We start from the raw sequence: 24,243 nt of genomic DNA, 5'->3' as shown, positions 1-24,243 counted from the left end.
TCCAACAGGGGAATAATCATGAAATATGCTCTTACTATGTCCGCCTCGGCGCTGGCACTGGCCTTGGCCGCGCCCGCCATGGCACAACTCTCGCCGGACCTTGCCGATTGTGTCGGTGGCGCCGCGAACTGTTCGGATATCGACCAGACCGGCAACAACGATGTCGCCAGTGTGACCCAGACCGGATCGCGCAGCGTGTCGGATATCGATCAAGCCGGCACTGGCGCGACGAACACCGCCACTGTGAACCAGACCGGCACCGACGCTTCGAATGCCAATGAATCGCTCATCGCACAGACCGCCGGTTCGGAAGGCAATCTCGCATCCGTAACGCAGAACGGGGCCGGCAACCTGTCGGACGTTTTGCAGGCGGGCGATGATTCGACCATCACCGTTTTGCAGGAAGGCAGCGCCAACAGCTCGCAAGTCGTGCAGTATGACGGCACCAGCACCAATAGCATGGCCACGGTCAACCAGAACGGCACTGCCAACGTCTCGGATGTGGCACAGCTTGCAGCAAGCTCCAGCGTGGTTGTAAATCAGGGCCAAGACATGGGCTCCGCCAGCAGCGGCAACCGCAGCTTCGTCGGCCAGACCGCGGCATTCTCGAATGTCAATGTCACCCAAGATGGCATCGACAACGACTCCGATGTCTACCAGCTTACGGGCGCAGCAAACGTCAATGTCACCCAGTCGGGTACGGCCAACCAGTCGACCGTGCTGCAGGCGGGGCTTCTGTCGACTGTCGACGTCAACCAGTCGGGCACGTCCAACGTCTCCCGAGTGGGCCAGATTGCAATCGGGTCGGTAGTCGATGTCGATCAGGAGGGCACCAGCAACGATGCAATGGTCGGTCAGCTTTCGGCTGGCACCGTTGCCAAGGTGAATCAGAACGGCACCTCCAACAACGCTGCGATTGGTCAGTTGGGCGTCGGCGATTTCGACTATTTCAGCGATCAGACCTACTTCGATAATAACTCGAGCGACAATTTCTTCGCTGACGTCGAGCAGATCAATAGCAACAACAGTCTGGTTGCTGGCCAGCTCGGCGTCGACAACGAATTGACTGTGCGACAGACCGGCAACAACAACAGCGCCGGTGCGCGCTGGAGTTCGGTCGGGATCGCCCAGGTCGGCGAATTGCAGAAGGCCAGCCTATTCCAGGAAGGTAACTTCAACAGCTCGACCATCTATCAGGGCATCGGCGATCACGGCGCGAGCTTTGAAAACAACGCTATCGTAACTCAGGATGGCGATCGTGGCGAGTCGCTGGTCTCCCAGAACGGCAACGGCAACAACGCCACGCTAACCCAGCATATGGGTGGGGACGACAATTACTCCTCCATTATCCAGGCCGGTGCCAGTAATATTGCCACGGTCGATCAATACTCGAGCAACAACAGCTCGATGATCACTCAAACCGGCATTGGCAACACCGCCACGGTCACCCAAGGCATGTAAAATACGCTAGACGGGTCGCCCGTCCGGCGGCCCGTCACCTCCTTCCTCTCCCGAGCAAACTCGGGGATGAACATTTACTCCAGGGCGGACATTCCGGCGCGCTCGACCGAAACATCCGCCGACAAACTTGAACGGACCAACGCCATGAGCATCCCGATCCAGATAATGCGAACGACCGCAGCGGCAGCAACGCTGATGGCGACTCTGGGAACGGGCGTGGCGCTGGCTCAGAGCGCAGGCAGCGCCCACCAATTCGAGAATGTCGAAGCGCCTAGAAATCAGGAAAACGGCGTCTTCATCAATCAGATCGGCAGCAGCAACGAGGCGAGCGCCCAGCAGGATGGAAACGCCGCCAGCGCACAGGTTGCGCAGCAAGGCGAAGGCAACCGTGCAGCCATCCGCCAGAGCTCCGCACCGCATTATGCGGCTGTCGCGCAGAACGGCAACCTCAACGAGGCTGACATCGCCCAGGATGGTAATGGCCAGACTGCTCTCGTCCTTGCACAGCAGGGCAATGGCAACGTCGCTGACATCCTTCAGCGCGAAGCCGGCCTTGCCTATTCGGCCGGGGCGATCAGCCAGACCGGCGACTCGAACAGTTTGTCCCTCATTCAGGACGGTAGCGACAATCAGGCGCGGCTCACTCAGGCGGGTGACGGCAATGCGATGACAGCATCGCAACTGGGTGGTAACAACAGGCTCGACTGGTCGCAGGTCGGTAGCGGATTATCCGACCTCCAGATCGAACAGACCGGCGGCGCCGGTCTTATCGTGATCCAGACCAATGGCGGGGGCTGAGGCGAAAAGGATGACCCAATGACCTTGCTAGTCACGTTGGGAGTGATCTTGCTTTCTCAGCAGATCGCCGTTGAGCAGGTCGATCCGATCGACGCTCCATCTATAGCGCAGGATATCGAACAGCTTAGCAAGCGCGGCGATGCCGAGATGTCAGATCCGATTGGAGCGCCGGACGGCGACGGCGGCAAGGATGTGCAACAGCTGAGCCGTCCGGATACTACACTTGAACTTACCCGTGTCGAAGGCATGGACCGTTGCAGTGCAGAATTGCTGTCCGATAAGGATGCCGATTTTTGTGCCCGTCGGATCGAAACACGCTCAGGCGATTTCTCGCCTCGTCCAGCGCCCTCGCTGACCGCTGAACAGGTACTGGTCGGAGAGAAGTATGCTTCTGTGGCGGGTGTCGGGGTGGCGAATGCATCTCGCGATGCGACGCGCCGCGAACTCTCACCTGAGGATCAGGACTTGCAGGCTTTGGCCTCTTTGACTCTCCCCTCAACCACGCCCCCCCCCGCCGCCAAGGAAGAGCCGCAAGCCGGCCTTCCCGCTGCGACGGAGGCATTGATCGAGGCGATCGTCAATCAACTTTCGCAGCCGGGCGGTAATTGATGCGTATCCTTGCTCTGATCTACTTCTTTTTCGGGAGCGCCGCGACCATGGCAACCAGCCAACCACCCCGGGCGATCAGCATGGATGTCGAGGAAACGGCTGATGCGGTCACGGTGGTCCTCAACGGACATTCAGATTCGGACCAGGAGGTCAGCTACGAACTCGTGATCGAAGGCCGCTCCACCAGCCGACATAAGGGCCGAACCAAGCTAATTGCGGGACAGAACGCGATACTTTCCACGATGCGCATGAGCGCTGCCGAACCATGGTGCATCAAGGCATCTGTTACAGAAGCCGACGGCACCAGCTACGAATATGCGAAAGGCTCCTGTACCTGATTTGTAGCTATGTCGGAGCCATTTTGGCCTGTATCGATCAAGATTTCGTCATAGATCGGATCATAGCTTATCCCAAGTCCGGCAGTTGCGAGTCGATCGATCGCGACAAAGCTTTGCGCGGCAGGCGAGTTCGATAGGCGGTCATATTCCTCGGTCGGGAAACGATCTGCCAGAGCCGCCAAGACCGATCCGAGATTGACGCTGACGGTCTGATTGGCATCGCTGAATTCGATCTGCCCAGTCACTAATCCATCTACGCGGGCAGTCAGATGTGTGAGGCCGCCGTGGTTCGCCGAAGCTGACGCCGGCGGTGTCAAAAGTACATCCACCTCGAAGGCAGCCGTGTCCTCGGCGGTATCCGCACCTAGCGCCCCAGATGGCGGCCGAACGATATCTGCTTCGGTCGGCGCGGTATCCGTTTTCAATGGTAGCAACGCTTCGACGGGGGTGGCCGGCATGTTCAGCGTAGATCGGCGGATCGGAGTCGCCAGCTCGAATGGCGCCGGCGAAGCCTTCGCAATCTCCTGTGCCGCTAGCGCGCGTGACGTTTCGATCTGCGCTCCAGTCGCAACTGGAACAACGCGAGCCGCTGCTGGGACGAGCGCCTCATCATCCCATTCGACCTGCGAAGACGCACCGATCGTAAGGAGGAGGACTGACGCAGATGCGTTCAACCCCGCGATGGTCCATTTGCCTACCAGCGTGCGGGGGTCAGGATCGACGAACGCTAGTGGCGGAAAGCTGGCAATCAACGCATCTAGATCGGAGGCGTACGAATAAACGCGCACACCGTCGCAAGTTTCCGTCAGCTGATAAGTGCCGTGCATCGAATCACCCCCATCCCACCGACGACCGCAGTCCGCCGGTCTTGGAAAGCTGACCCTCGGTAGCCGGTCTCGCAAGGGCAATTGCGAGATGCACCAAAATAAACCGGTTTGAAGGCACTAGATTCGGGTGTGCCTTCCTGGACGCGCAGGCAGGTAGAAAGTTCGGCAATCCCGAAAAAACTATGGAGGACCATTGCGGAGGCGCCTAACCGGGCCGGCTTGTCATGGCAGACCTGGCCCCTCTGACACCCCCGCGGACACGCGGCGATGGTTGGCGCGATGAACTTCGCGCGATGCTGCGGCTGAGCTGGCCGCTAGCGACAGCGAACCTGTTGCAGATGCTCACATACGCCATCGACGTGATTTTCATCGCACGACTGGGTGAGGATCAGCTGGCCGCGTCGGCGCTGGCCGTAGCCGTGTTCGGCCTGGTCATGTGGGCTCTATGCGGCTTGACCGGCGCTGTGGCCCCGGTTGCGGCAGCAGAGCTCGGCGAGCGCGCCCCGGCCTTGCGGCCCGTGCGCCGATCGGTTCGTATGGCGCTGTGGCTGGCCCTGTTTGCCGGTATCGTGGGCATGGGTCTGTGTCTTCTACTCGGCCCATTGATGCGCGTGACAGGGCAGGAACCCCAGATCATCGCGCTGGCTATCGAGTATAATACGCTGCTCGTCCTTTCGATGGTGCCGATGCTGTTCAACAACGTGCTGCGCAGTTTCGTCTCCACACTCGACCGCCCGATTTTCGCCACCGCCATTACCGCTGGCGGCATCTTCGTCAACGCGCTGGCAAATTACGCCTTTATTTTCGGCAATTTCGGCGCGCCGGAGCTTGGACTGCAGGGTGCCGCGGTGGCGACGATCATAACGACTTTCACGACGCTGCTTGCCTATATCGTCGCCATCCGGCTCGATCCGCGGCTGCATCGCTATCACATCTTTGGTCGTTGGTGGTCACCGGACTGGGCGCGCTTCCGGCATATTGCTGCCATAGGCACGCCAATCGCGCTTACAATCACAGCAGAAGCCGGGATCTTCGGAGCTGCCGCCTTCCTGATGGGCAATATCGGCGCGAGCGAGCTCGCCGCTCATACGGTGGCCCTGCAGATCGCGGCGCTGGCTTTCCAGGTGCCGTTCGGCGTGGGACAGGCTGCCACCATCCGCGTGGGTTATTTCTATGGCGCGCGCGACGAGGGCGGCATTCGGCGCGCGGGATGGACCGCAATCGTGGTTGGTACCGGCTTCATGGTTCTGACCGCACTTGCCATGGTGGTCATCCCCAAGCCGCTGATCGCGATCTACGTCGATCCGTGGGATCCGAAAAACGCCGTCCTGGTCGGCTTCGCGCTGCAATATATCGTCATCGCCGCCGCCTTCCAGCTGTTCGACGGGATGCAGGCCGTTGCCGCCGGCGCATTGCGGGGATTGCAGGACACCCGAATTCCCATGTGGATTGCCGCCTTCGCCTATTGGGTACCGGGCATCGGAACCGCTCTGGTTCTGGGCTTTGCCACCCCGCTCGAAGGGACAGGGGTCTGGATCGGCCTTGCAACGGGCCTGACCTTTGCAGCGGCCCTGCTGGGTTGGCGCTGGCATCGACGCGAGGCGCTGGGTCTGACCCTGCGCCCCGCCAGTCGATAGCTCAGGCGCTGCGCTGCCAGATGTCGCGCTGCGGGAACGGGATCGAGATACCGACGTCGTCGAAACGCGCCTTGGTCGCCTCGGTCAGATCCCAGGACAGCGCCAGATAATCACCTGTGGCGCACCACACGCGCATGCCGATGCCCACCGAACTGTCGTCGAGCGAGCTGACGAAGGTCTGCGGTGCTGGATCCTTCAGCACGCGCTCATCCGCTTCGGCAAGCGCCAGCAATTCCTGGCGCGCCTGCTGCATGCTATCATCATAGGCAATGCCCACGATCAGTTCGAGCCGGCGGGTCGGATGACGATTGAGATTGACGATCGCCTGGTTCCACAGCTCCGAATTCGGGACCATGACGAACAGGCCGTCGAACTGTTTGAGCTCGGTCGTGAACAAGCCGATCTGCTGGACGGTACCGGAAATGGAGCCGGCATTGATCGATTCCCCGATCTTGAACGGCTTCTGCACCAGGATCATCACACCCGATGCCACATTGCTGAGCGTGCCCTGTAAAGCCAGACCAACGGCCAGCGCCATACCGCCCAATGCAGCGAGGATGCTGGTCGTTTCCACGCCGAACTGTGCCAGTACGGTGACCAGCACCAGCGCCCACAGCGCATATTTGACCAAGTTGGAAAGAAAGTTGGCGACCGTGGGGTCGATGCGGTCGGACCGGTTCAGTGCGCGCGCCACCCAGCCCGACAGGATCCCTGCCAGCAGCAAGCCGATGACCAGCACGGCAAAGGCGCCGGCGATTTCCACCATGTTCAAGCGCAACCACAGCCAGATCTGTTCGGGAATGGTCAATGCGGCAATGGTTTTGTCGGTCGTCATGACGGGCTGGCCTCTTGCTGGCTAATCTGGAATTGGGGCGCGCGATAGGGAACCGGGCGCGTCTTGGCCACCCCCTGCCCCGGCCTGTCGCGCCGACCGAATTTTTTCCCTACGTCCCCGTTGACACCCTTGGTGCCGGCCCCCAAATGCCCTTCGCTGGCACTCTCGATGTGGGAGTGCCAACGAACATTCACACTCATTCAAGAGGTCACACACAATGGCATTTCGTCCGCTGCATGACCGCGTACTGGTCCGTCGCATCGAAGCTGATGAGAAGACCGCAGGCGGCATCATCATCCCCGACAGCGCCAAGGAAAAGCCCAGCGAAGGCGAAATCGTCGCCGTCGGTTCGGGCGCCAAGGCTGAAGACGGCACGGTTACCCCGCTCGACGTCAAGGCTGGCGATCGCGTTCTGTTCGGCAAATGGTCCGGCACCGAGGTCAAGCTCGATGGCGAAGACCTGCTGATCATGAAGGAAAGCGACATCATGGGGATCATGGGCTGAGCCCATTTCCTTCGTCATGACACTGTCAACTGTGTCAACTTCAGTAATCTGATCGAATAGAAATCTGAACGGAAAGGACAGCATTATGGCTGCCAAAGACGTAAAATTCAGCCGCGATGCCCGCGAAGGCATTCAGCGCGGCGTCGATATCCTCGCCAACGCCGTCAAGGTTACGCTGGGCCCCAAGGGCCGCAACGTCGTCATCGACAAGAGCTTCGGCGCTCCGCGCATCACCAAGGACGGCGTCACCGTCGCCAAGGAAATCGAACTCAAGGACAAGTTCGAGAACATGGGCGCGCAGATGCTCAAGGAAGTCGCTTCGAAGTCGAACGACGCCGCCGGTGATGGCACCACCACTGCCACCGTGCTTGCCCAGTCGATCGTGACCGAAGGCATGAAGTCGGTCGCAGCGGGTATGAACCCGATGGACCTCAAGCGCGGCATCGACATCGCCGTTACGAAGGTTGTCGAAGACCTCAAGGCCCGTTCGAAGGACGTGTCCGGCTCGAACGAAATCGCGCAGGTCGGCATCATCTCGGCCAATGGCGACCGTGAAGTCGGCGAAAAGATCGCCGAAGCCATGGAGAAGGTCGGCAAGGAAGGCGTGATCACCGTCGACGAAAGCAAGGGTCTCGAATTCGAGCTCGAAACCGTCGAAGGCATGCAGTTCGATCGCGGCTACCTCAGCCCTTACTTCATCACAAACCCGGACAAGATGACGGTCGAACTCGAAAACCCGTACATCCTGATCCACGAAAAGAAGCTCTCGAACCTGCAGGCGATGCTGCCGGTGCTCGAAGCCGCTGTCCAGTCGGGACGTCCGCTGCTGATCATCGCTGAAGACATCGAAGGCGAAGCGCTGGCTACCCTCGTGGTCAACAAGCTGCGCGGCGGCCTCAAGGTTGCGGCGGTCAAGGCTCCGGGCTTCGGCGATCGTCGCAAGGCGATGCTGCAGGACATCGCGATCCTGACCAAGGGCGAGATGATTTCCGAAGACCTCGGCATCAAGCTGGAAAACGTCACGCTCGGCATGCTCGGCGAAGCCAAGCGCGTCACCATCGACAAGGACAACACCACCATCGTCGACGGTGCCGGTGACGAAGGCGACATCAAGGCCCGCGTTACGGAAATCCGCACGCAGATCGACAATACCAGCAGCGATTACGACAAGGAAAAGCTGCAGGAACGTCTTGCCAAACTCGCCGGCGGTGTTGCCGTCATCAAGGTCGGCGGTGCTACCGAAGTCGAAGTGAAAGAACGCAAGGACCGCGTCGACGATGCGCTGCACGCAACCCGCGCAGCTGTCGAAGAAGGCATCGTCCCGGGCGGCGGTACCGCGCTGCTCTACGCGTCGAAGGCTCTCCACGGCCTTTCCGGCGAGAACGACGACCAGACCCGCGGCATCGACATCGTCCGCCGTGCGCTGACCGCTCCGGTTCGCCAGATCGCAGCCAATGCCGGTCACGACGGTGCGGTTGTTTCGGGCAAGCTGACCGACGGCAACGACGAAAACCTTGGCTTCAATGCCGCTACCGACACCTATGAAAACCTGGTGTCGGCTGGCGTGATCGACCCGACCAAGGTGGTGCGTACTGCCCTGCAGAACGCTGCATCGGTTGCCGGTCTGCTTATCACGACCGAAGCTGCGATCGTCGACAAGCCGGAAGACAAGTCGTCTGCCCCCGCAATGCCCGACATGGGCGGCATGGGTGGAATGGGTGGAATGGGCTTCTAAGTCCTACTCGACCAACCCGGAGATTGGGCCCGGCAGGAGCGATCCTGCCGGGCCTTTTCTTTAGAGATTCGCAAGTATCGCTGACCGTGCTGCACTCAACTCATCGCAGGTGAGCGACATGTCTGGGTATCCGCCTTCCTTTAGACACAATTGAACCCACCAGCTGTTCGCAATGCCGGCCATCATGCGCATATCGGTTGCACAGGGGACACCAGTCCAAAGGAAAACACTATGAAAACCCTCAATATTCTTCTCGCGGGCTCCGCCATGGTTCTTGCTAGCGGTGCTGCCGCTCAGTCCATGGAAGAACAGACCGCGGATCCGGCAACCACTATGCCAGCCCAGGAAGCACCTGCTCAGGATGCGCCGGCAAGTCCGGCAATGGGTGAACAGTCCGCTGATGCAGAATTTACCGATACACAGGTAAAAAGCTTCGCTGCAGCAGTCGTCGAAATTCAGACTTTGTCGGGCGATGAAGCTGCCAAGCAGCAACAGGCTGCGCAGATCGTCGCAAACTCGGGTCTCGATGCCGAAACATTCAACGCAATCGGTACGGCGATGCAAACCGATCCGGCGCTGGCCCAGCGTGTTCAGCTCGCGGCCGCAGAAGTGCAGTCCCAACCCGCCGGCTAGGGTTCCAACCCCTCACATCGAAAGGCCCCCGCTGATCCGATCGGCGGGGGCCTTCTCGTTAGCGCAGTCGAGACGGAGAATTCATCCGCCTTTGCGGCTGTCCTCGGCTGCCGCCACCAGCGCGTCGGGCCATGTCACCTGAGTCTGTGTTTGCGGGTTGAAGAGGCCATCGGCGTACACCGCGCCTTCCGCCGCCGCGATCTCCTCGGCCGTCAGGAATTCGCTCGGTTCCAAGGCGAACACATCCAGACCGCGGCTGATTTCCGTCGCGTAGATCCGCCCCTTGTACCAATAGGCCGACCAGTAACCACCCGTAACAAGCTGATCCTTGTCGATCGGCCCGCGGTCGAAATAGGCGATTTCGTGGATGTTCTGATCGTCGGTGAAGTCGATCACGCTGATGCCGCCCTGATACCACGCCTGCACGAAGATATCGCGCCCGGGAACTGGGATGATCGATCCGTTATGGGCAACGCAGTTTTCCTTGTCGCCCTGCGGCGCCGGAAGTTTGTAGGTTCCACGGTAAACCAGTTTGCCGTTCTCGATGCCGTAGAACGCGTCCGCTCCCCAGTTCTTGGGGTCGCCAGCCTGGCAGCGCGGCCGACCGCCCCCGCCCCATTCGTCGGTGAATAGCACTTTGGTACCATCATTGTTGAAGGTGGCCGAATGCCAATAGGCAAACCCTTTGTCGGTCACATCGTCGATGCGCTGCGGCTTCAAGGGATCGGAGATGTCGAGAATGATGCCATTGCCCGAACATGCCCCGGCCGCCAGCTTCTTTGCCGGGAAAACGGTAATGTCGTGGCACTGGTTCGTCTGACTGGTGTCCTGCGTGCCGTCGCCGTGATCGCCCCCGCCCCACAGACCGGCAATTTCGCCATCGCGGGCAAATACCCGGGGCCGGTCAACAATGCGGGCTTTCGATGGATCGGCGACGGGAATCTCGATCACGTCGATGCTGAAGAGCGCCGTGTTATCACCGCCCGCGCTGAAGCAGCCCGGAACCTCTTCGGAATCGCGCACATAGCTTGTGCCCGAATTATACACGATCAGACGGCGATCGTCGGCGTCGACGATCGAATGGGTATGGCTGCCGCGACAGGTCTGCACCAGACCGACCTGCTTGGGACGCGTGATGTCGGAGATGTCGAAAATACGCAGCCCGCGGAAACGCTCGTCGCTGACCTTATCATCGACTCCTTCAAGGCCGCAATCGATCCGGCCCCGGCGATCTTCGACGCTCATGACCAGCAGATTGCCGGCGATAGATACATCGCCCTGTCCGCCCGGGCACACCACCGAGCTGATCAGTTGCGGCACGCCGTCCTGTCCGAGACGATAAGTGTTGAAACCGTGGTAACTACCCGCAACCATCATATCGCCGCTGAAAGCCATATCGGTGAAAGCAAAGCTCAGCAGCGAACCGCGCTCGCCGAATTGAGGCTCGTCTTCCTCATCGTCGCCATCCCTGCGAGAGGTATTCTTCGCTTCGTCCTTGCTTTTGTCGCGCTCCTTGATCGGCTGCAACTGAGCCGGGTTTTCAGGGTCGAAGAATCCTGCAGGCTTTTGCAGCGCCACCACGTGGCGCATGTTGGAAATCGCCTCGCCCGCGTCGCGAAAACCGGGCTTCAGCGTTGCACGCGGATCGGTCGAGAGCGTCGCAAGCGTTGCATTCATTCTGTCGATTTCGGACCGCTGGTCGCTGACGACATCATTGGTGAATTCGTACATCACCGGATCGTAGGCGCTGCCCGACACGCCATGCAGTTCATCCACCATGTCAACCGCCCCGAGGTGGTGGGCGACCATGAGCTCGAGAAACAGGCGGTCGAAGGCGGTGCCGTTCGCGGCGGCCAGTTCGCGCATCTGCTCCGGCGACGCCATTCCTTTCATCGTGTGATGGGCATGGCCCATGCCCTGCATGGCCACGTCAAGATTGCGGTCCTCCAGCCAGGTCCGCATGAAATCCATTTCGTCTTTCTGCCCCGCTTCGATCCGATCGGCCGTCTTTAGCACCGCTTCGTTATTGGTGCGCTGCCGGACCAGTTTCGCCATATCGACGGCTTGCTGATGATGGACGATCATTCCCTGCATGAAAGACACATCGGCTGGCGAAAAGCGTGTATCGGAAAGAGCAATGGCTTTTGCTGCGTCGATGACGCGGGGCTCCGCGCCCGGCGCACCCGGAAGCACGATCGGCGCCTCCTGTGCAGCGAGCGGTGCAGTGGTCACGAGCAGTGCGGCAACCAGCGATATACGTGCGATCATTGATAACTCCCTCAAGTCGCTGCAATGGCTAGCATCCCGGGGGGGCTTGGCAATGTCGTTTGTCGATCACCCGTATTTCCCGCGCTTCGGACCAAGGTAGCCGAACAGGTACGCAGCCACCTTACGCATCTGAATTTCCTCCGCACCTTCGGTGATGCGGTAGCGGCGATGGTGGCGATAGATGTGCTCGAACGGCTTGTGGCGTGAGTAGCCGATGCCGCCGTGCACCTGCATCGCCCGATCGGCGGCTTCGCAGACCAGCCGGTTGGCCCAGTAATTGCACATCGAAACCTTGTCGGACATCGTCTTCTCGATCTCCTCATGGTCCAGTGCGTCCATGTCCCATGCGGTCTTGTAGATCAGCAGGCGCAGCATTTCGCATTGAGTGGACAGTTCGACCAAAGGGAACTGAATAGCCTGGTTCTTCGCCAGTTCTTCCCCAAACGGCTTTCGCTCTCGCGCATAGCGTACGCTCTCTTCGATGCAGAACTGGGCTGCGCCGAGGCTGCTTGCCGCCTGACGGATACGGTTCTGGTGCACGAAGCTTTGCGCCAGTGCCAAACCGCGGCCTTCCCGGCCGAGGATGGCGCTGTCAGGGACCCAAACCCCTTTTATCGATAGGCGAGGGTGGTCGGTGGGCATGTTGAAGGTCCACATCCATTCTTCGATCTGCAGCCCTTCGGTGGGATTGGGGACGAGAAAGCAGGTAATCCCCGTGGCTTCGCCATCTTCGCCCGATGTGCGCGCAAACAACGCGCAATGCGTTGCCACGTGCATTCCGGTGATCCACATTTTCTCACCATCGATGCACCACCCGTCCACGCCATCGCGGGTCTCGCGCACAGCGGTCGTTTCCATCCAGGTCGCGTCGCTGCCATGATCGGGTTCCGTCAGCCCGAATGCGACGCGCCGCGTCCCTTCGAAACCGCCACTGATGAATTCCCGTTTCTGCTCGTCCGTTCCGAACGTTTCGAACATGGCGACAAAGGGAAAGTTTCCGACGATGGAATGCTCGTTCTGCAGATCATTATGGAGACCAAGGCCACGCTGCGCGAAGCGATCACGGATGACAGCCATCCACAGGTTCGAGCCGTCCTTCCCGCCGTATCTCTTCGGAGCAGAAAAACGCCAGTGACCCGCCTCGTCTGCTGCCTTCCGGGCCTTGCTCAGCAATTCCTCCCATAGTTGGGACGGCAGCCCGCCCCGCTCCCAATCCGTGCGTGCGTCTTCGCGGCGGTGGTCGAAGAAACGCTGATTGTCGTCCTTCGCCACCATCGGCTCGATGACCGTCTCGATGAATGTTTCGAGCTCGGCGTAATACTCCTCGAGCGCTTGCGGTATTGCGAAATCCATCAGTCCTCTCCTGTCCACTTTGCGCGAGCACGTTCGAGCATTGGGTATTTGGGCACGTCTGCAGCAAGCTTGTCCAACGCGGCACGGCGAAGGGCAGCAAGCACTCCGGGATTTCTCAAAGAGCATTCCCCACGGAGCAATTGCTGCGCGAGATGTCTGTCTTCGCATTCAGACACAATCTGGTCGCCCCGCGCCAACATGCCCAGCGCATTGCGTGCCACTGCAAGCTGGAACCGGTCATGGCCTTCCATGCGATCTTTTATCGTGGCCAACCATTCCGAAATCGCACTTGCGATTTCGCCCATACTCGCCTCCCCCTGCGGCTCTGGCCGTTTCTCAATCGGAGGCACCGGGCGTGCCCGCTCCTCCTCGGGCGAGTCCTCTTCCAACAGCAGAAGCAGGTCGAGCTCTTGTTCGCTCGTGCGGCGTGAGATCACGACGCGTTCAAGCATGCGGTCATCGCCGCTACGCCAAAAACTCGCCATGCGGAGGCAGCCGAGGGCCCACCAAACCGTGCGATAGATCAGCCAGAAACGAAAGCGATCCAGGTCCGCGCCGAAACCGCTCTCCTGCTCATGTGCAACCAGATAGTCTTCTAACGAGCCAAGCCCCAGCGCGGGGCGATCGATCCGCGAAAACCGCCAGACGGCCATACAGCCAAAGGCGAGATCTTCGTGTCGGTCCCCGAAGTGGCATAATTCCCAGTCCAGTACGCCGGTGAGATGTGAATTTTCGGCGAGCAAATTGCCAAGACGGAAGTCGCCATGGTTGAGCACTGGCTCGACAGGCTCTGGCAAATTGTCTCGAAGCCACTTGAGGCCAAGGGCAATGACAGGCCGGTCGCCGCCAGCGTCTTCGAATTGCTGTTCGAGACCATCGACGGCTTCTGCGTAATCCAGTTCCGGCACATCGTCGGGTAGTGCGGCGCGAGGTATGGCATGGATTCGCGCTAGGTCGCGGGCGACTTCCTCAAGAAGCCGCCCCGGCTGCTTCATATCCAAGATAACGCGCGGTTCTGCCGTACCTGGCAAAGCTCGCATGACGAAGCCGCTGCCGATCCCATCGGCCGGCTCCAGCCCGACAACCACCTCCGGTGCCATCACGCCCGCATTGTGAGCGGCGTTTATGATCGCAGCTTCGACTTCATGGCCGAAGGGTCGCCCCTCCATGAATGACAAGCTGGGCGCGCGGCGCAGGACGAAGTCCTCGGCGCCGCTGGAGAAAAACCAGCTTTCCATCGTGGCCCCGCCGGTGAGCCGCCGCAATCCTTCGGGTGCAGCCAATCCTGCGCGTGCAAGCGCTTTCGCCAGGCCGGGTTCAAGCGCGCTTGCGCCGTCGATCTCTCCCATGCGGTTAATGTGTGCCGCGAAACGCTCCGACGCTCAAGTCTGGACCTCTTGGCACTCTCGCCCGTTCCATCTCGTGCAAACGAAAACAACAGGAGACAGATTCCATGCGCCTTCCCAACAATGCCCATGTTGCCATCGTCGATGGGGAAAATTTCATCGTGATGCGTAACAGCGGCACAGCTTTGGAACCCAAGCTCGGATCATCCGAAAAACCGGATCTAAGTGTCACGAACTTCAGTGCAGGAGTGAAGCATCAGGATCCCGTCAGCCAACAGCACGGCCGGACCGATCTGAACGAGCTTGCACACGGCGCGGCAGCGGCAGAATGGCTCAACGAGAAATCCATATCCGGAGAGATTTCGGACGTGCTCGTGATCGCCGACCCTAAAACGCTTGGCGAAATGCGGCGCCATTATCATTCGGAGTTGGAAAAACGCCTGGTTGGTGAAATCGACAAGACATTGTCGGGTGAAACCACGGCGAAAATCGAACAGGTTATTATCAATTCCTAGCGTCTGACGCGGTCAGTTGTAACAACCGGACGGAATGAACTGTCTTCCTGACGACACCTTTCGTCGCCATGCCCTTGTATCGACACATTTTCGAGGCATTAATATTTGCCTAACCATAGAGGGTGTATGGGGTCGATATGGGAAAAGGAATTTTCGGACGGTTGCTTGCAATCGGGGCTATGGCCTTTGCCGCCCCGGCGCTCGCACAGGGAAGCGGCTTCGAAGCGCAATTCGACAATACTCTGGGCACCGAGTTGCGCGTGCCTCAGAGTCAAGGGACGCTCTACTCTTCGCCCCTTGAAAGCCGGATTGCTCAGCTTGCCGATGGATCGAATGGGCGGATCGGTGTCTATGCTGTCGATCTGACGTCTGGCCGGGAAATAGGCGTACTCGCCGATCAGCGGTTTCCCTTGGCAAGCACCAGCAAGGTCGCCATTGCAGCTACCTATCTCGCTGGAGTGGATGAGGGCCGGTGGAGCCTCACCAGCGAATATCGTCTTCCCCGCCCCGGCGGCGCATATATGCCTGCATACCGCCACCTCAGCCTGATGATCAGCAAGAGTTGCAACGACTGCACCGATGCTCTTCTCAATGCAGTTGGTGGACCGTCCGCCGTCAATAAATGGATGCGAGGAGCGGGTATCGAAGGCTTCGAACTCACCCGCAATATCGCCACCCTTATTCGCCAGGACGGTAGCATCGATCCGGCCTGGAGCGTCGATACGAAGGATAGCGCAACCCCGCGCGCGATGGGCCAACTGCTTGCCGGCATTTATCAGGGCAAATGGCTGAGCGAGCATTCCCGCCGCGTCTTGTTGGATGCGATGCTTGAAACGACTACTGGCAAACGGCGCATGCGCTCAGTCTTGCCGGTAAGCGCCAATCTTGCTCATAAAACGGGTACGCTGGCTCGTACCGCTAGCGACATCGGCATCTTTCTGACGCCCGACGGGCGTGCGATTGCCGCCGCGATTTATGTGACTGGCCAGAGCCCGTCCATGGCCATCGAGAATGGTAGCCGGAGCGAGAAGCTCAACGCACGCGCTAACCGCGATTCACGTATCTCGACGATAACGCAGGCACTTTATAATGGGTTCGGCACGAGATCGCAGGATGGACGCAACTGGGCCAGCGCCGATTACGGCGGCGAATAAGCTCGCTCTCATCGATCATTAAAAAAGGGCGGTGCCGAAAGGCACCGCCCTTTTCTGTACGTGAACGGGAAACCGTTCGCGAAGCAGGTCGATTAGTCGGCCTGAGCTTCTGCGGTGGTTTCGTCCTGCACGTCTGCTTCGACTTCGGCAGCAGCGTGGTCAGCGTCGGCAGCCATGTCTTCAGCGCCAGCTTCCATCGACTGACCAGCCGATTCCATTGCGTCGCCAGCAGCTTCCATGTTCGCTTCAGCGTCTGCAGCAGCGTTGTCAGCAGTGGTCGCAGCCGAATCTTCGGTAGCTTCCGAACATGCGGCGAGGGTCAGAGCAGCAGCCGAAGCAGCAGCGAAAAGAGCGATCTTGCGCATAGGTATAAATCCTTGAACAGCGAGTTTTGCTTACGGTACAAAAGACTTGCGTCCCCACACCGAGCGAGCGCCCAATTGAGGCGTCACAGTGGCTAAATAGTGGCGGGATTGAGGCATCGCAAGGATAATCGCACTCTCACTGCCACATTTCCGCCTTAATTAGGGCGGGCTCACCTTGATTCCCGCGCGATCTTAATAGGGAGAAAAAGTCGCTCCCCAATAGGTCTGCCCGTTGCTAAGCCCCCGCCATGGGTGACAAACCACATCTCTACCTCGTTGACGGCTCGGCCTATATCTTTCGAGCCTACCATCGCCTTCCCCCGTTGACCGACCCTGAAGGCACGCCGGTTGGCGCTGTTTACGGTTATACCACCATGTTGTGGAAGCTGGCGGATGATCTTCATAAAGCCGACGGCCCGACGCATCTCGCGGTGATACTCGACAAGTCGAGCCACAGTTTCCGCAACGATCTTTACGACCAGTACAAGGCCAATCGGCCAGACCCGCCTGAAGATCTGGTGCCACAATTCCCTTTGATTCGAGACGCAACGCGCGCCTTCAGCCTGCCTTGCATCGAAGAACCTGACGTCGAAGCGGACGACATGATCGCCTCCTATGCCCGCGCGGCGACGCGAAAGGGCTGGGACGTCACGATTGTCAGTTCTGATAAGGACCTGATGCAATTGATCGGCCAATGCGCCGACGAAGATCTCGAACCGGGCGTCGAGGCAGGCGGCTGCATCGACATGCTCGATACGATGAAAAATGCCCGCATCGGACGCGACGAAGTCATCGAGAAATTCGGTGTGCCGCCGGAGCTCGTGGGCGATGTACTCGCGCTGATGGGCGATTCTGTCGACAACATCCCCGGCATATTCGGCGTCGGGCCGAAAACGGCCAGCAAGCTCATCGCCGAACACGGCACGCTGACCGCCGCGCTCGACGCAGCGGAAGGCATGAAGAAGAGCAAGCTGAAGGAACGCCTGCTCGAACATCGCGCAGACGCTGAACTCAGCCGCGTGCTCGTGACATTGAAAGAGGACTGCGGCCTGCCCGTGTCGCTGGACGACATGAAGCTGGTGGAAGTGCCGCCTGAACCGCTGGCTGCCTTTCTCAGCAAACATGGCTTTACCAGTCTGTTGAAGCGGCTCGACGCTGGCACTGGCAGCCCCGCGCGAACGACCGAACTCGATCCCGCCCGGCAGGATACCAAAGGCGTGACCCCCGGCGAGCAAGGCAATCGCCAGCCTCCGCCGGATTATCCTGCTGTCGATCGTTCCAGCTATGAATGCGTGCAAACGCTGTCCCGGCTCGAAGAATGGATCCAGCGCGCGCATGCCGCCCGGCTCGTTGCCGTGGATACGGAGACCAGTTCACTCGATTGCATGCTGTGCGATCTGGTCGGGATCAGCCTGGCGCTCGGTCCGAACGATGCATGCTACATCCCCCTCGGTCATGGCGGGAATGACATGTTTGCAGAACGGCCGGAGCAGATCGAAAAGGCTGCCGCGCTCGCCGCTCTGCGACCATTGCTGACAAGCGATGCCGTTACGAAAGTCTTCCACAACGGCAAATACGACCTCAACGTCCTCGCTCGCAATGGCATTACGGTATCCCCTGTCGAAGATACGATGATCATCAGCTTCGATCTGGACGCCGGCCGTCAGCTCGACGGCATCGGCGGCGGACACGGGATGGACGAGCTTGCGGACCGCCACCTTGGCCACACCTGTCTTACCTTCAAGGAAATATGCGGCACCGGGAAGAAGGCGATTCCCTTCGGTGAAGTGCCGCTCGACAAGGCGACGGAATATGCCGCGGAAGACGCCGACGTAACCTGGCGTCTGTATAAATTGCTCAAGCCCCGACTCGCCGTTGAAGGCGGCACGAGAATCTATCAGCGCGTCGATCGGCCCCTCGTGCCTGTCGTCGCCGGCATGGAACGTCATGGCATCAAGGTCGATCGCGCCCAGCTGGCGCGGTTGTCGGAAGAATTTGCGAGCGAGACGGCGCGGCTGGAGAAGGAAATCCACGGCATAGCCGAGCGCGAATTCACCGTCGGCAGCCCCAAACAGCTAGGTGAAGTGCTGTTTGACCAGCTGGGCTACAAAGGTGGCAAGAAGGGGAAGAGCGGGCAATACTCCACGGATCAGAGCGTACTGGAACGTCTGTCCGCCGATGGAGCGGAAATCGCCGACAAGGTGCTGGAATGGCGGCAGCTCGCCAAGTTGAAGAGCACGTATACAGACGCCCTCCAGCAGGCGATCAATCCCGAAACCGGGCGTGTCCATACCAGCTATAGCCTGGTCGGTGCACAGACGGGTCGCCTGTCTTCAACCGATCCGAACCTTCAGAACATTCCCATTCGTACAGAAATAGGGCGCCAGATTCGCGAAGCGTTCGTTGCCCAGGACGGCAACGTACTCCTGGCTGCCGACTATTCGCAGATCGAGCTTCGCCTGGCCGCGCACATGGCTGACGTGCCAAGCCTGAAGGAAGCCTTCGCCAACGGCGAGGACATTCATTCGCGCACGGCCAGCGAAATGTTCGGCGAGGTCAATCGCGATACGCGCGCGCGCGCAAAAACGATCAATTTCGCCATCCTCTATGGTATATCGCGCTGGGGGCTTGCAGGTCGCCTCGGCGTAGAAGCCGACGAGGCTCAGGCCATGATCGACACCTATTTCCAGCGTTTTCCCGGCATCCAGAAATACATCGTCCGCACCCTCGAGCAGGTCCGAGAATGCGGTTATTCGGAAACGCTGTTCGGTCGCAAGACCTGGTTCCCGCGGATAGGGTCGAAGAACCAAGCGGAACGCCAGGGAAGCGAGCGGGCAGCCATCAATGCTCCGATCCAGGGGACCAGCGCCGATATTATCAAGCGGGCGATGGTTCGCATGATGCCTGCCTTGGAAGCTGCAGGGCTCGCTCATGTGCAGATGCTGCTTCAGGTCCACGACGAATTGGTGTTCGAACTGCCCGAAAGCGATGTCGATGCAGCGCGCAAGGTCATCGAAAACGTTATGGTCAGCGCCGCCGAACCGTCTGTAAAGCTTGACGTTCCGCTAGGTGTCGATATCGGTACCGGAACCAGTTGGGGGGCAGCACACTGAGCGAGATCGAAGACTTCGTCGCGCGTACGCGAAACCCGCGCTGGATGAATGTGGCGCTGCTGCTTGTCATCGCAGCGGCCATGTTTGCGACCATCGTTCTAGCCTATCAGACCGTAGAGGCCGAACGCGCACAGCGCCGCCAGGTCGAACGTACGGTCGAGGTGCTGGAAGAGCTGCGCCAGATCAACAGCGCCGCGCTTAGTGGCGAGACCGGGCAGCGCGGTTATCTCATCACGCTCGATCGGCGATATCTTGCACCTTACCAGATGGCCCGCGAACAGCTGGAGCCGTCACTCGATCGGGTACGCGTGCTCCTCGGCGATGATGCGACGGCGCGGCAGGTCGAACTAATCGATCAGATCGATGCGCTGGCGCGCGCCAAGTTCGATGAGATGGCTGAAAGTGTCGAACTGCTCGAAAATGGTCGTCTGCTCGATGCCCGCCGTGCCACGCTGACGGACGAAGGCGTCGAAGCGATGGAGCGGCTGGTTCGCGCCATTGCGGAAATGGAAGATATCGAAAGCCGGATCCTTGCGGAACGCGCTGCCGAAGCTGCACGAAGTGAAGCTCGGGTTCTGCCGCTACTCGGCGCCCTGTTCGTGCTGCTCATCATCGCCATGCTTGCAGGGGCGCGCCTTGTCGGTCGCGCCGCGCGGGCGGAAGCCGAAGCATCGCAGGCAGCCGCAGTCAGCGAAGCGCGTGATCGCGCCGATTTGCTTGCACGCGAACTCAATCACCGGGTGAAGAACCTGTTCGCTGTCATCCTCGCGATCGTCCAGATGAGCGCGCGCGATAAGCCCGAAGCGAAGGAAGTCACCGACAGTATCGCTCAGCGCATTCGCGCGCTGCTGACCGCGCACGAGGTCAGTCAGGGCGAGCTGGAGAGGCCCGTCGCCTCGCTTCGCGCATTGGTCGAAACCTCGCTCGCTCCTTATCGCTCCAGCAAGCATCCGGCCGAGATCGAAGGTCCGGACGTCATGCTGCCGGCCAAGCGTGTTACGCCTTTGGGTCTCGTTCTGCACGAACTGACCACCAATGCCGTCAAATACGGAGCCTGGAAGAACAGGGGCACAGTCCATGTCAGCTGGACGGAAGATGATGGCATGCTCACGCTAACCTGGCGCGAAAGCGGTGCCGATCTGGAGGAATTGCCGGAACGCAAGGGTTTCGGCAGCCTGCTCATGACCAGTGCTGCCCGTCAGTTCGGCGGGACATTCGAACGCAACTTCACCAAGGACGGTTTGCAAGTCTCGATCGTATTGCCTGTGACGGATTGAGGCACCGGCCGCTTGGACTTGCGTTACACAGCGTGCCTCCATACCGATTACAACGATGTTTGACCGCTACGATCCAGCCAATTGGCCGATCTCCGTCGAAGGCCTGATCCATACGTTGATCGCGCTTGCGGCATCCATATTGATCGCCGTCGTGATACACTGGATCGTGTTCGCCATTCTGCGTCGAATTGCGCGGACGTCGACCAGTGTCTTCGACGATGTTCTAGTCGAAGCAGTCCGCAAACCGCTGCGCTGGGCCGCGATAGCGTTCGCGGTTGCCATTTCAGCAGAGAACGATGCGCTGACCGGCCGCGGCTGGGATATCCTGACACGCTTTCTGATCCCCGCCGTGGTAGGGTGGGTCGCCTATTCTGCCGTACGCGGTCTCGCTCTCGGATTTGAAAGACAGATCGGGTTCTCGGGAGACCCGGTCGCGCACCGTGGTCGCCTCACACGGATCGCGATCCTGTCACGGACGGTAAAGGTCGGGATCGTCATCATCACGATTTCCCTGATCATGCTCAACATCCCCGGTGTTCGCGATGTCGGGACTACGATGCTGGCATCTGCAGGCCTCGCCGCCCTTGCAGTGGGCGCCGCGGCGCAGCCTGCACTCAAATCGCTTATTGCCGGACTACAGATGGCTCTGACACAGCCTCTACGGATCGGGGATCTGGTCAAGGTCGATGATCAGGCCGGGCGCGTGGAGGAAATCCGGATGAGCTTCGTGACGGTCCGCACTTGGGACGAACGCGTTCTGGTCGTTCCTACGACACGCTTTCTCGACCAGAGCTTCGAAAACTGGTCGCGGGTAAGCGAGCGGCTGACAGGGCCGGTCATGCTGCATCTCGATCCCATCGCAGAGATCGATCCAATCCGCGAGGAATTCGAACGCTTCGTTCAATCCAATCCGTTGTGGGATGGGCGCAATCTGGAATTGTTGATGACCGAAGCCTATCCGGAAAGCGTCGAGTTGCGTCTGTCGATGAGCGCAGAGACGATTGGCGACCTATGGACGCTGCGCTGCGAAGTCCGCGAACACATGCTCGGCTGGATCAAACAGAACCAGCCAGACGCGCTGATCCGCCACCGCCTCGAAGTGGAAGCGGCGAACCAGCGCGCAACCGGAGCTTAGTCCCCGGCCGGCGGCGAGTGCTTCTCGTCACGCGTGCTTTCGACCATTCCTTCGTAAACGAAGCCGATCGGTCGCACATCTGCAGCGCGCTTCTTCAGTTCGCCCTGCATCTTCTTGTACTCCGCTTCCATCTGTGACGTCACGGTGGCGCGGCTGTCTCCCAAGGCCTCGGTGAAATCGGCACCGGTCACTTCCTGCACATCGCCACCCGCCCGGTGGAGCGCGTTGAGGCCCGCCCGGCGCACCACGTCTTCCAGGTCCGCGCCGGTAAAGCGCTCGGTCTTCGAAGCTACATCGACCAGATTGACGTCGCCAGCCAGCGGCATGTCCTTCGTATGAATTCGCAGGATCTGTTCGCGACCGCCCTTGTCGGGTGTTCCGACATAAACCAGTTCGTCGAAGCGGCCCGGGCGCAGCAGCGCAGGATCGACCAGGGTGGGACGATTGGTCGCACCAATCACCACCACCGACTGCAATTCTTCGAGCCCGTCCATTTCGGCCAGAATGGTATTTACCACCCGCCCGGTCACCTGGGGTTCGCCCTGCCCGCTTCCACGTGCCGGAACCAGACTGTCGATCTCGTCGATGAACACGACGCAGGGTGCGACAGCCCTCGCCCGCTTGAACATCCGTGCGATCTGCTGTTCGCTTTCGCCATACCATTTGGATAGCAAGTCCGAACTTTTCATCGAAATGAAGTTCGCCTTCGCCTCCTTGGCGACGGCCTTTGCCAGCAAGGTCTTCCCGGTACCGGGGGGTCCATAAAGTAAAAAGCCCTGAGCAGGCCGGATACCGAGACGATGAAACGCCTCGGGGTTTTTCATTGGCAGTTCGATGCCTTCCTTGAGCTTGCCGATAGCATCGCCGACCCCGCCAATATCGGACCATGCGACATTGGGCACCTGAACCATGACTTCGCGCATGGCGCTTGGTTGGATACGCTTCAGCGCAGAGAGGAAATCCTCGCGGCCTACATAGAGGTCATCGAGCACTTCCGGCGGAATGGTGCGTTCGTCCAGATCGATGCGCGGCATGATCCGCCGCACCGCGTCGATCGCTGCTTCTCGCGCAAGCGCCGCGATATCTGCCCCGACGAAGCCATAAGTCGCCTTGGCCAGTTCGTTCAGGTCGACCCTGTCGCCCAGCGGCATGCCGCGTGTGTGAATGCCGAGAATTTCTCGGCGTCCGCTTTCGTCGGGCACGCCGATCACGATCTCGCGGTCGAAGCGCCCAGGCCTGCGCAATGCCTCGTCAATCGCTTCAGGTCGGTTGGTCGCCGCGATCACGACCAGGTTCGAGCGGGCTTCCAGTCCGTCCATCAGGGTCAGAAGCTGCGCAACAAGCCGTTTTTCCGCTTCGCCTGGCACGCGATCTCTCTTCGGCGCAATCGAATCGATCTCGTCTATGAAGATGATGGCCGGCGCTGCCTTCGTCGCCTGCTCGAACACTTCACGCAGTGCTTTTTCGCTGTCGCCATAGCCCGACCCCATGATCTCGGGACCGTTGATGGTAAAGAAGTTGGCATCGCTTTCATTGGCGACGGCCTGAGCAAGCCGGGTCTTGCCCGTTCCCGGCGGCCCGTGCAGCAAAACGCCCTTGGGCGGATCGACACCCAAGCGCGTGAACAATTCTGGGTAACGCAAAGGCAACTCGACCATCTCGCGCAATTGCTGGATGGTTTCACCCATGCCGCCGACATCGTCATAATTGACGACCGCACGCGCATCGCGCGGCGGCTCGAACTCGGCGCGCAGCTCAACCTCTGTATTCTCGTCGATGTGGACGATGCCCTTGGGTGTCGTCGCGACCACGCTCAGGCGAATCTGCGTGAGGGCATAGGCCGGTGCGTTGAACATGCGGCGCACTTCCGGTGGCATATTCTGAACCGGCTGCTGTCCGGTCGTCGCCACAAGGTCACCCGCGACAAGAGGTTTCCTGAAGAAGTTGCGCTTCAGCGCCTGCGCCGGGCCCTGCAAACGCATTTCCCGCTGCGCCGGCGCAAACACGACCCGGGTCGCAGGGCGCGATTCGGCGACGACCACATTCACATGTTCGCCCGACCCGACCTGCGCATTCCCGCGCTGGAGACCGTCGAGCCGCACCACATCGAGACTTTGATCTTCGTCATAAGCGGCCATGGCGATGGCAGCAGTTGCGCGCTTTCCGGTAATCTCGACGACATCGCCCTCAGTGATCCCCAACGCCTGGAACGCAGAACGCGGCATGCGCGCGATACCCTGACCACTTTCTTCCTGTCGCGCTGCTGCGACCTGCAATCTCACTGTCTTTTCTTCTACCGCTGTCGCAGCATCCACATCGGCCATTGGGTCGTATTCCCG

Annotated in this window: 20 protein-coding genes; 13 read left to right on the top strand and 7 right to left on the bottom strand. The window is 60.0% G+C overall.

Annotation, left to right across the window (positions count from 1 at the left end; genetic code table 11):
- The first annotated feature begins 63 nt into the window (after window positions 1–63).
- The 4 genes from ACIGGE_RS06070 to csgH all read left to right on the top strand — a co-directional run bounded on the left by ACIGGE_RS06070 (window position 64) and on the right by csgH (window position 3,206).
- Window positions 64–1,461, top strand: coding sequence for a hypothetical protein (locus ACIGGE_RS06070; RefSeq protein ID WP_397489692.1), 1,398 nt, complete (start codon window positions 64–66; stop codon window positions 1,459–1,461).
- 66 nt (window positions 1,462–1,527) lie between these two features.
- The gene (locus ACIGGE_RS06065; protein WP_397489691.1) at window positions 1,528–2,259 is read left to right on the top strand and encodes a hypothetical protein; all 732 of its coding nucleotides are present in this window, start codon (window positions 1,528–1,530) and stop codon (window positions 2,257–2,259) included.
- Window positions 2,260–2,277: 18 nt separating this feature from the next.
- The gene (locus tag ACIGGE_RS06060; RefSeq protein ID WP_397489690.1) at window positions 2,278–2,868 is read left to right on the top strand and encodes a hypothetical protein; all 591 of its coding nucleotides are present in this window, start codon (window positions 2,278–2,280) and stop codon (window positions 2,866–2,868) included.
- A complete protein-coding gene (gene csgH / locus ACIGGE_RS06055; RefSeq protein WP_221597048.1) occupies window positions 2,868–3,206 on the top strand; it encodes a curli-like amyloid fiber formation chaperone CsgH in 339 nt (112 codons plus the stop codon). The genes ACIGGE_RS06060 and csgH overlap by 1 nt, the downstream gene beginning before the upstream one ends.
- Here csgH and ACIGGE_RS06050 read toward each other — a convergent pair.
- Window positions 3,176–4,033: a hypothetical protein gene (locus tag ACIGGE_RS06050; RefSeq protein ID WP_397489689.1), complete on the bottom strand. Its 858-nt coding sequence runs from the start codon at window positions 4,031–4,033 to the stop codon at window positions 3,176–3,178. The genes csgH and ACIGGE_RS06050 overlap by 31 nt on opposite strands.
- A gap of 224 nt (window positions 4,034–4,257) precedes the next feature.
- On the opposite strand from ACIGGE_RS06050, the gene ACIGGE_RS06045 reads away from it, so the two are divergent.
- A complete protein-coding gene (locus ACIGGE_RS06045) occupies window positions 4,258–5,670 on the top strand; it encodes an MATE family efflux transporter (RefSeq protein ID WP_397489688.1) in 1,413 nt (470 codons plus the stop codon).
- A gap of 1 nt (window position 5,671) precedes the next feature.
- Here the strand turns inward: ACIGGE_RS06045 and ACIGGE_RS06040 are convergent, their stop codons facing one another.
- A complete protein-coding gene (locus ACIGGE_RS06040) occupies window positions 5,672–6,505 on the bottom strand; it encodes a mechanosensitive ion channel family protein (protein WP_103023006.1) in 834 nt (277 codons plus the stop codon).
- A 217-nt stretch (window positions 6,506–6,722) separates the two neighbouring features.
- Here ACIGGE_RS06040 and groES point away from each other — a divergent pair, with 217 nt between their 5' ends.
- The 3 genes from groES to ACIGGE_RS06025 all read left to right on the top strand — a co-directional run bounded on the left by groES (window position 6,723) and on the right by ACIGGE_RS06025 (window position 9,378).
- Window positions 6,723–7,010, top strand: a complete 288-nt coding sequence (groES, locus tag ACIGGE_RS06035; RefSeq protein ID WP_103023005.1) for a co-chaperone GroES — start codon at window positions 6,723–6,725, stop codon at window positions 7,008–7,010.
- An 85-nt stretch (window positions 7,011–7,095) separates the two neighbouring features.
- Entirely contained in the window at window positions 7,096–8,745 is a 1,650-nt protein-coding gene (groL, locus tag ACIGGE_RS06030) for a chaperonin GroEL (RefSeq protein ID WP_103023004.1), read from the top strand.
- Between the two features lie 231 nt (window positions 8,746–8,976).
- Window positions 8,977–9,378 (top strand): DUF4168 domain-containing protein, encoded by a 402-nt coding sequence (locus ACIGGE_RS06025; RefSeq protein ID WP_196847498.1) that lies wholly within the window; start codon window positions 8,977–8,979, stop codon window positions 9,376–9,378.
- A gap of 81 nt (window positions 9,379–9,459) precedes the next feature.
- Here the strand turns inward: ACIGGE_RS06025 and ACIGGE_RS06020 are convergent, their stop codons facing one another.
- From ACIGGE_RS06020 to ACIGGE_RS06010, 3 genes are all read right to left on the bottom strand, one after another.
- Entirely contained in the window at window positions 9,460–11,646 is a 2,187-nt protein-coding gene (locus ACIGGE_RS06020; protein ID WP_397489687.1) for a DUF305 domain-containing protein, read from the bottom strand.
- 66 nt (window positions 11,647–11,712) lie between these two features.
- Window positions 11,713–12,999 (bottom strand): acyl-CoA dehydrogenase family protein, encoded by a 1,287-nt coding sequence (locus ACIGGE_RS06015; protein ID WP_397489686.1) that lies wholly within the window; start codon window positions 12,997–12,999, stop codon window positions 11,713–11,715.
- Window positions 12,999–14,348: a phosphotransferase gene (locus ACIGGE_RS06010; RefSeq protein ID WP_397489685.1), complete on the bottom strand. Its 1,350-nt coding sequence runs from the start codon at window positions 14,346–14,348 to the stop codon at window positions 12,999–13,001. Before ACIGGE_RS06010 ends, ACIGGE_RS06015 begins: the two co-directional genes overlap by 1 nt.
- A 104-nt stretch (window positions 14,349–14,452) precedes the next feature.
- On the opposite strand from ACIGGE_RS06010, the gene ACIGGE_RS06005 reads away from it, so the two are divergent.
- On the top strand, window positions 14,453–14,860 hold the full coding sequence (locus ACIGGE_RS06005; protein ID WP_397489684.1) for a host attachment protein: 408 nt from the start codon (window positions 14,453–14,455) through the stop codon (window positions 14,858–14,860).
- A gap of 137 nt (window positions 14,861–14,997) precedes the next feature.
- Window positions 14,998–16,014, top strand: coding sequence for a serine hydrolase (locus ACIGGE_RS06000; RefSeq protein ID WP_196847494.1), 1,017 nt, complete (start codon window positions 14,998–15,000; stop codon window positions 16,012–16,014).
- A gap of 92 nt (window positions 16,015–16,106) precedes the next feature.
- Here ACIGGE_RS06000 and ACIGGE_RS05995 read toward each other — a convergent pair whose 3' ends face one another.
- Window positions 16,107–16,379 carry a hypothetical protein gene (locus tag ACIGGE_RS05995; RefSeq protein ID WP_103022998.1) on the bottom strand — a complete coding sequence of 91 codons (273 nt, stop codon included), beginning with the start codon at window positions 16,377–16,379 and terminating at the stop codon, window positions 16,107–16,109.
- Between the two features lie 248 nt (window positions 16,380–16,627).
- On the opposite strand from ACIGGE_RS05995, the gene polA reads away from it, so the two are divergent.
- The 3 genes from polA to ACIGGE_RS05980 are packed head-to-tail and all read left to right on the top strand — an operon-like array spanning window position 16,628 to window position 21,904.
- On the top strand, window positions 16,628–19,492 hold the full coding sequence (gene polA, locus ACIGGE_RS05990) for a DNA polymerase I (protein WP_397489683.1): 2,865 nt from the start codon (window positions 16,628–16,630) through the stop codon (window positions 19,490–19,492).
- Entirely contained in the window at window positions 19,474–20,769 is a 1,296-nt protein-coding gene (locus ACIGGE_RS05985) for a sensor histidine kinase (RefSeq protein WP_247714207.1), read from the top strand. The genes polA and ACIGGE_RS05985 overlap by 19 nt, the downstream gene beginning before the upstream one ends.
- 55 nt (window positions 20,770–20,824) lie before the next feature.
- The gene (locus tag ACIGGE_RS05980; protein ID WP_221597036.1) at window positions 20,825–21,904 is read left to right on the top strand and encodes a mechanosensitive ion channel family protein; all 1,080 of its coding nucleotides are present in this window, start codon (window positions 20,825–20,827) and stop codon (window positions 21,902–21,904) included.
- Here ACIGGE_RS05980 and ACIGGE_RS05975 read toward each other — a convergent pair.
- The gene (locus ACIGGE_RS05975; protein ID WP_397489936.1) at window positions 21,901–24,228 is read right to left on the bottom strand and encodes a CDC48 family AAA ATPase; all 2,328 of its coding nucleotides are present in this window, start codon (window positions 24,226–24,228) and stop codon (window positions 21,901–21,903) included. The genes ACIGGE_RS05980 and ACIGGE_RS05975 overlap by 4 nt on opposite strands.
- Window positions 24,229–24,243 lie beyond the last annotated feature (15 nt).

The organism is Qipengyuania sp. NPDC077410 (assembly GCF_044543405.1).
Classification (GTDB): domain Bacteria; phylum Pseudomonadota; class Alphaproteobacteria; order Sphingomonadales; family Sphingomonadaceae; genus Qipengyuania; species Qipengyuania pacifica.
This window is presented reverse-complemented; position numbering and strand designations above follow the sequence as displayed.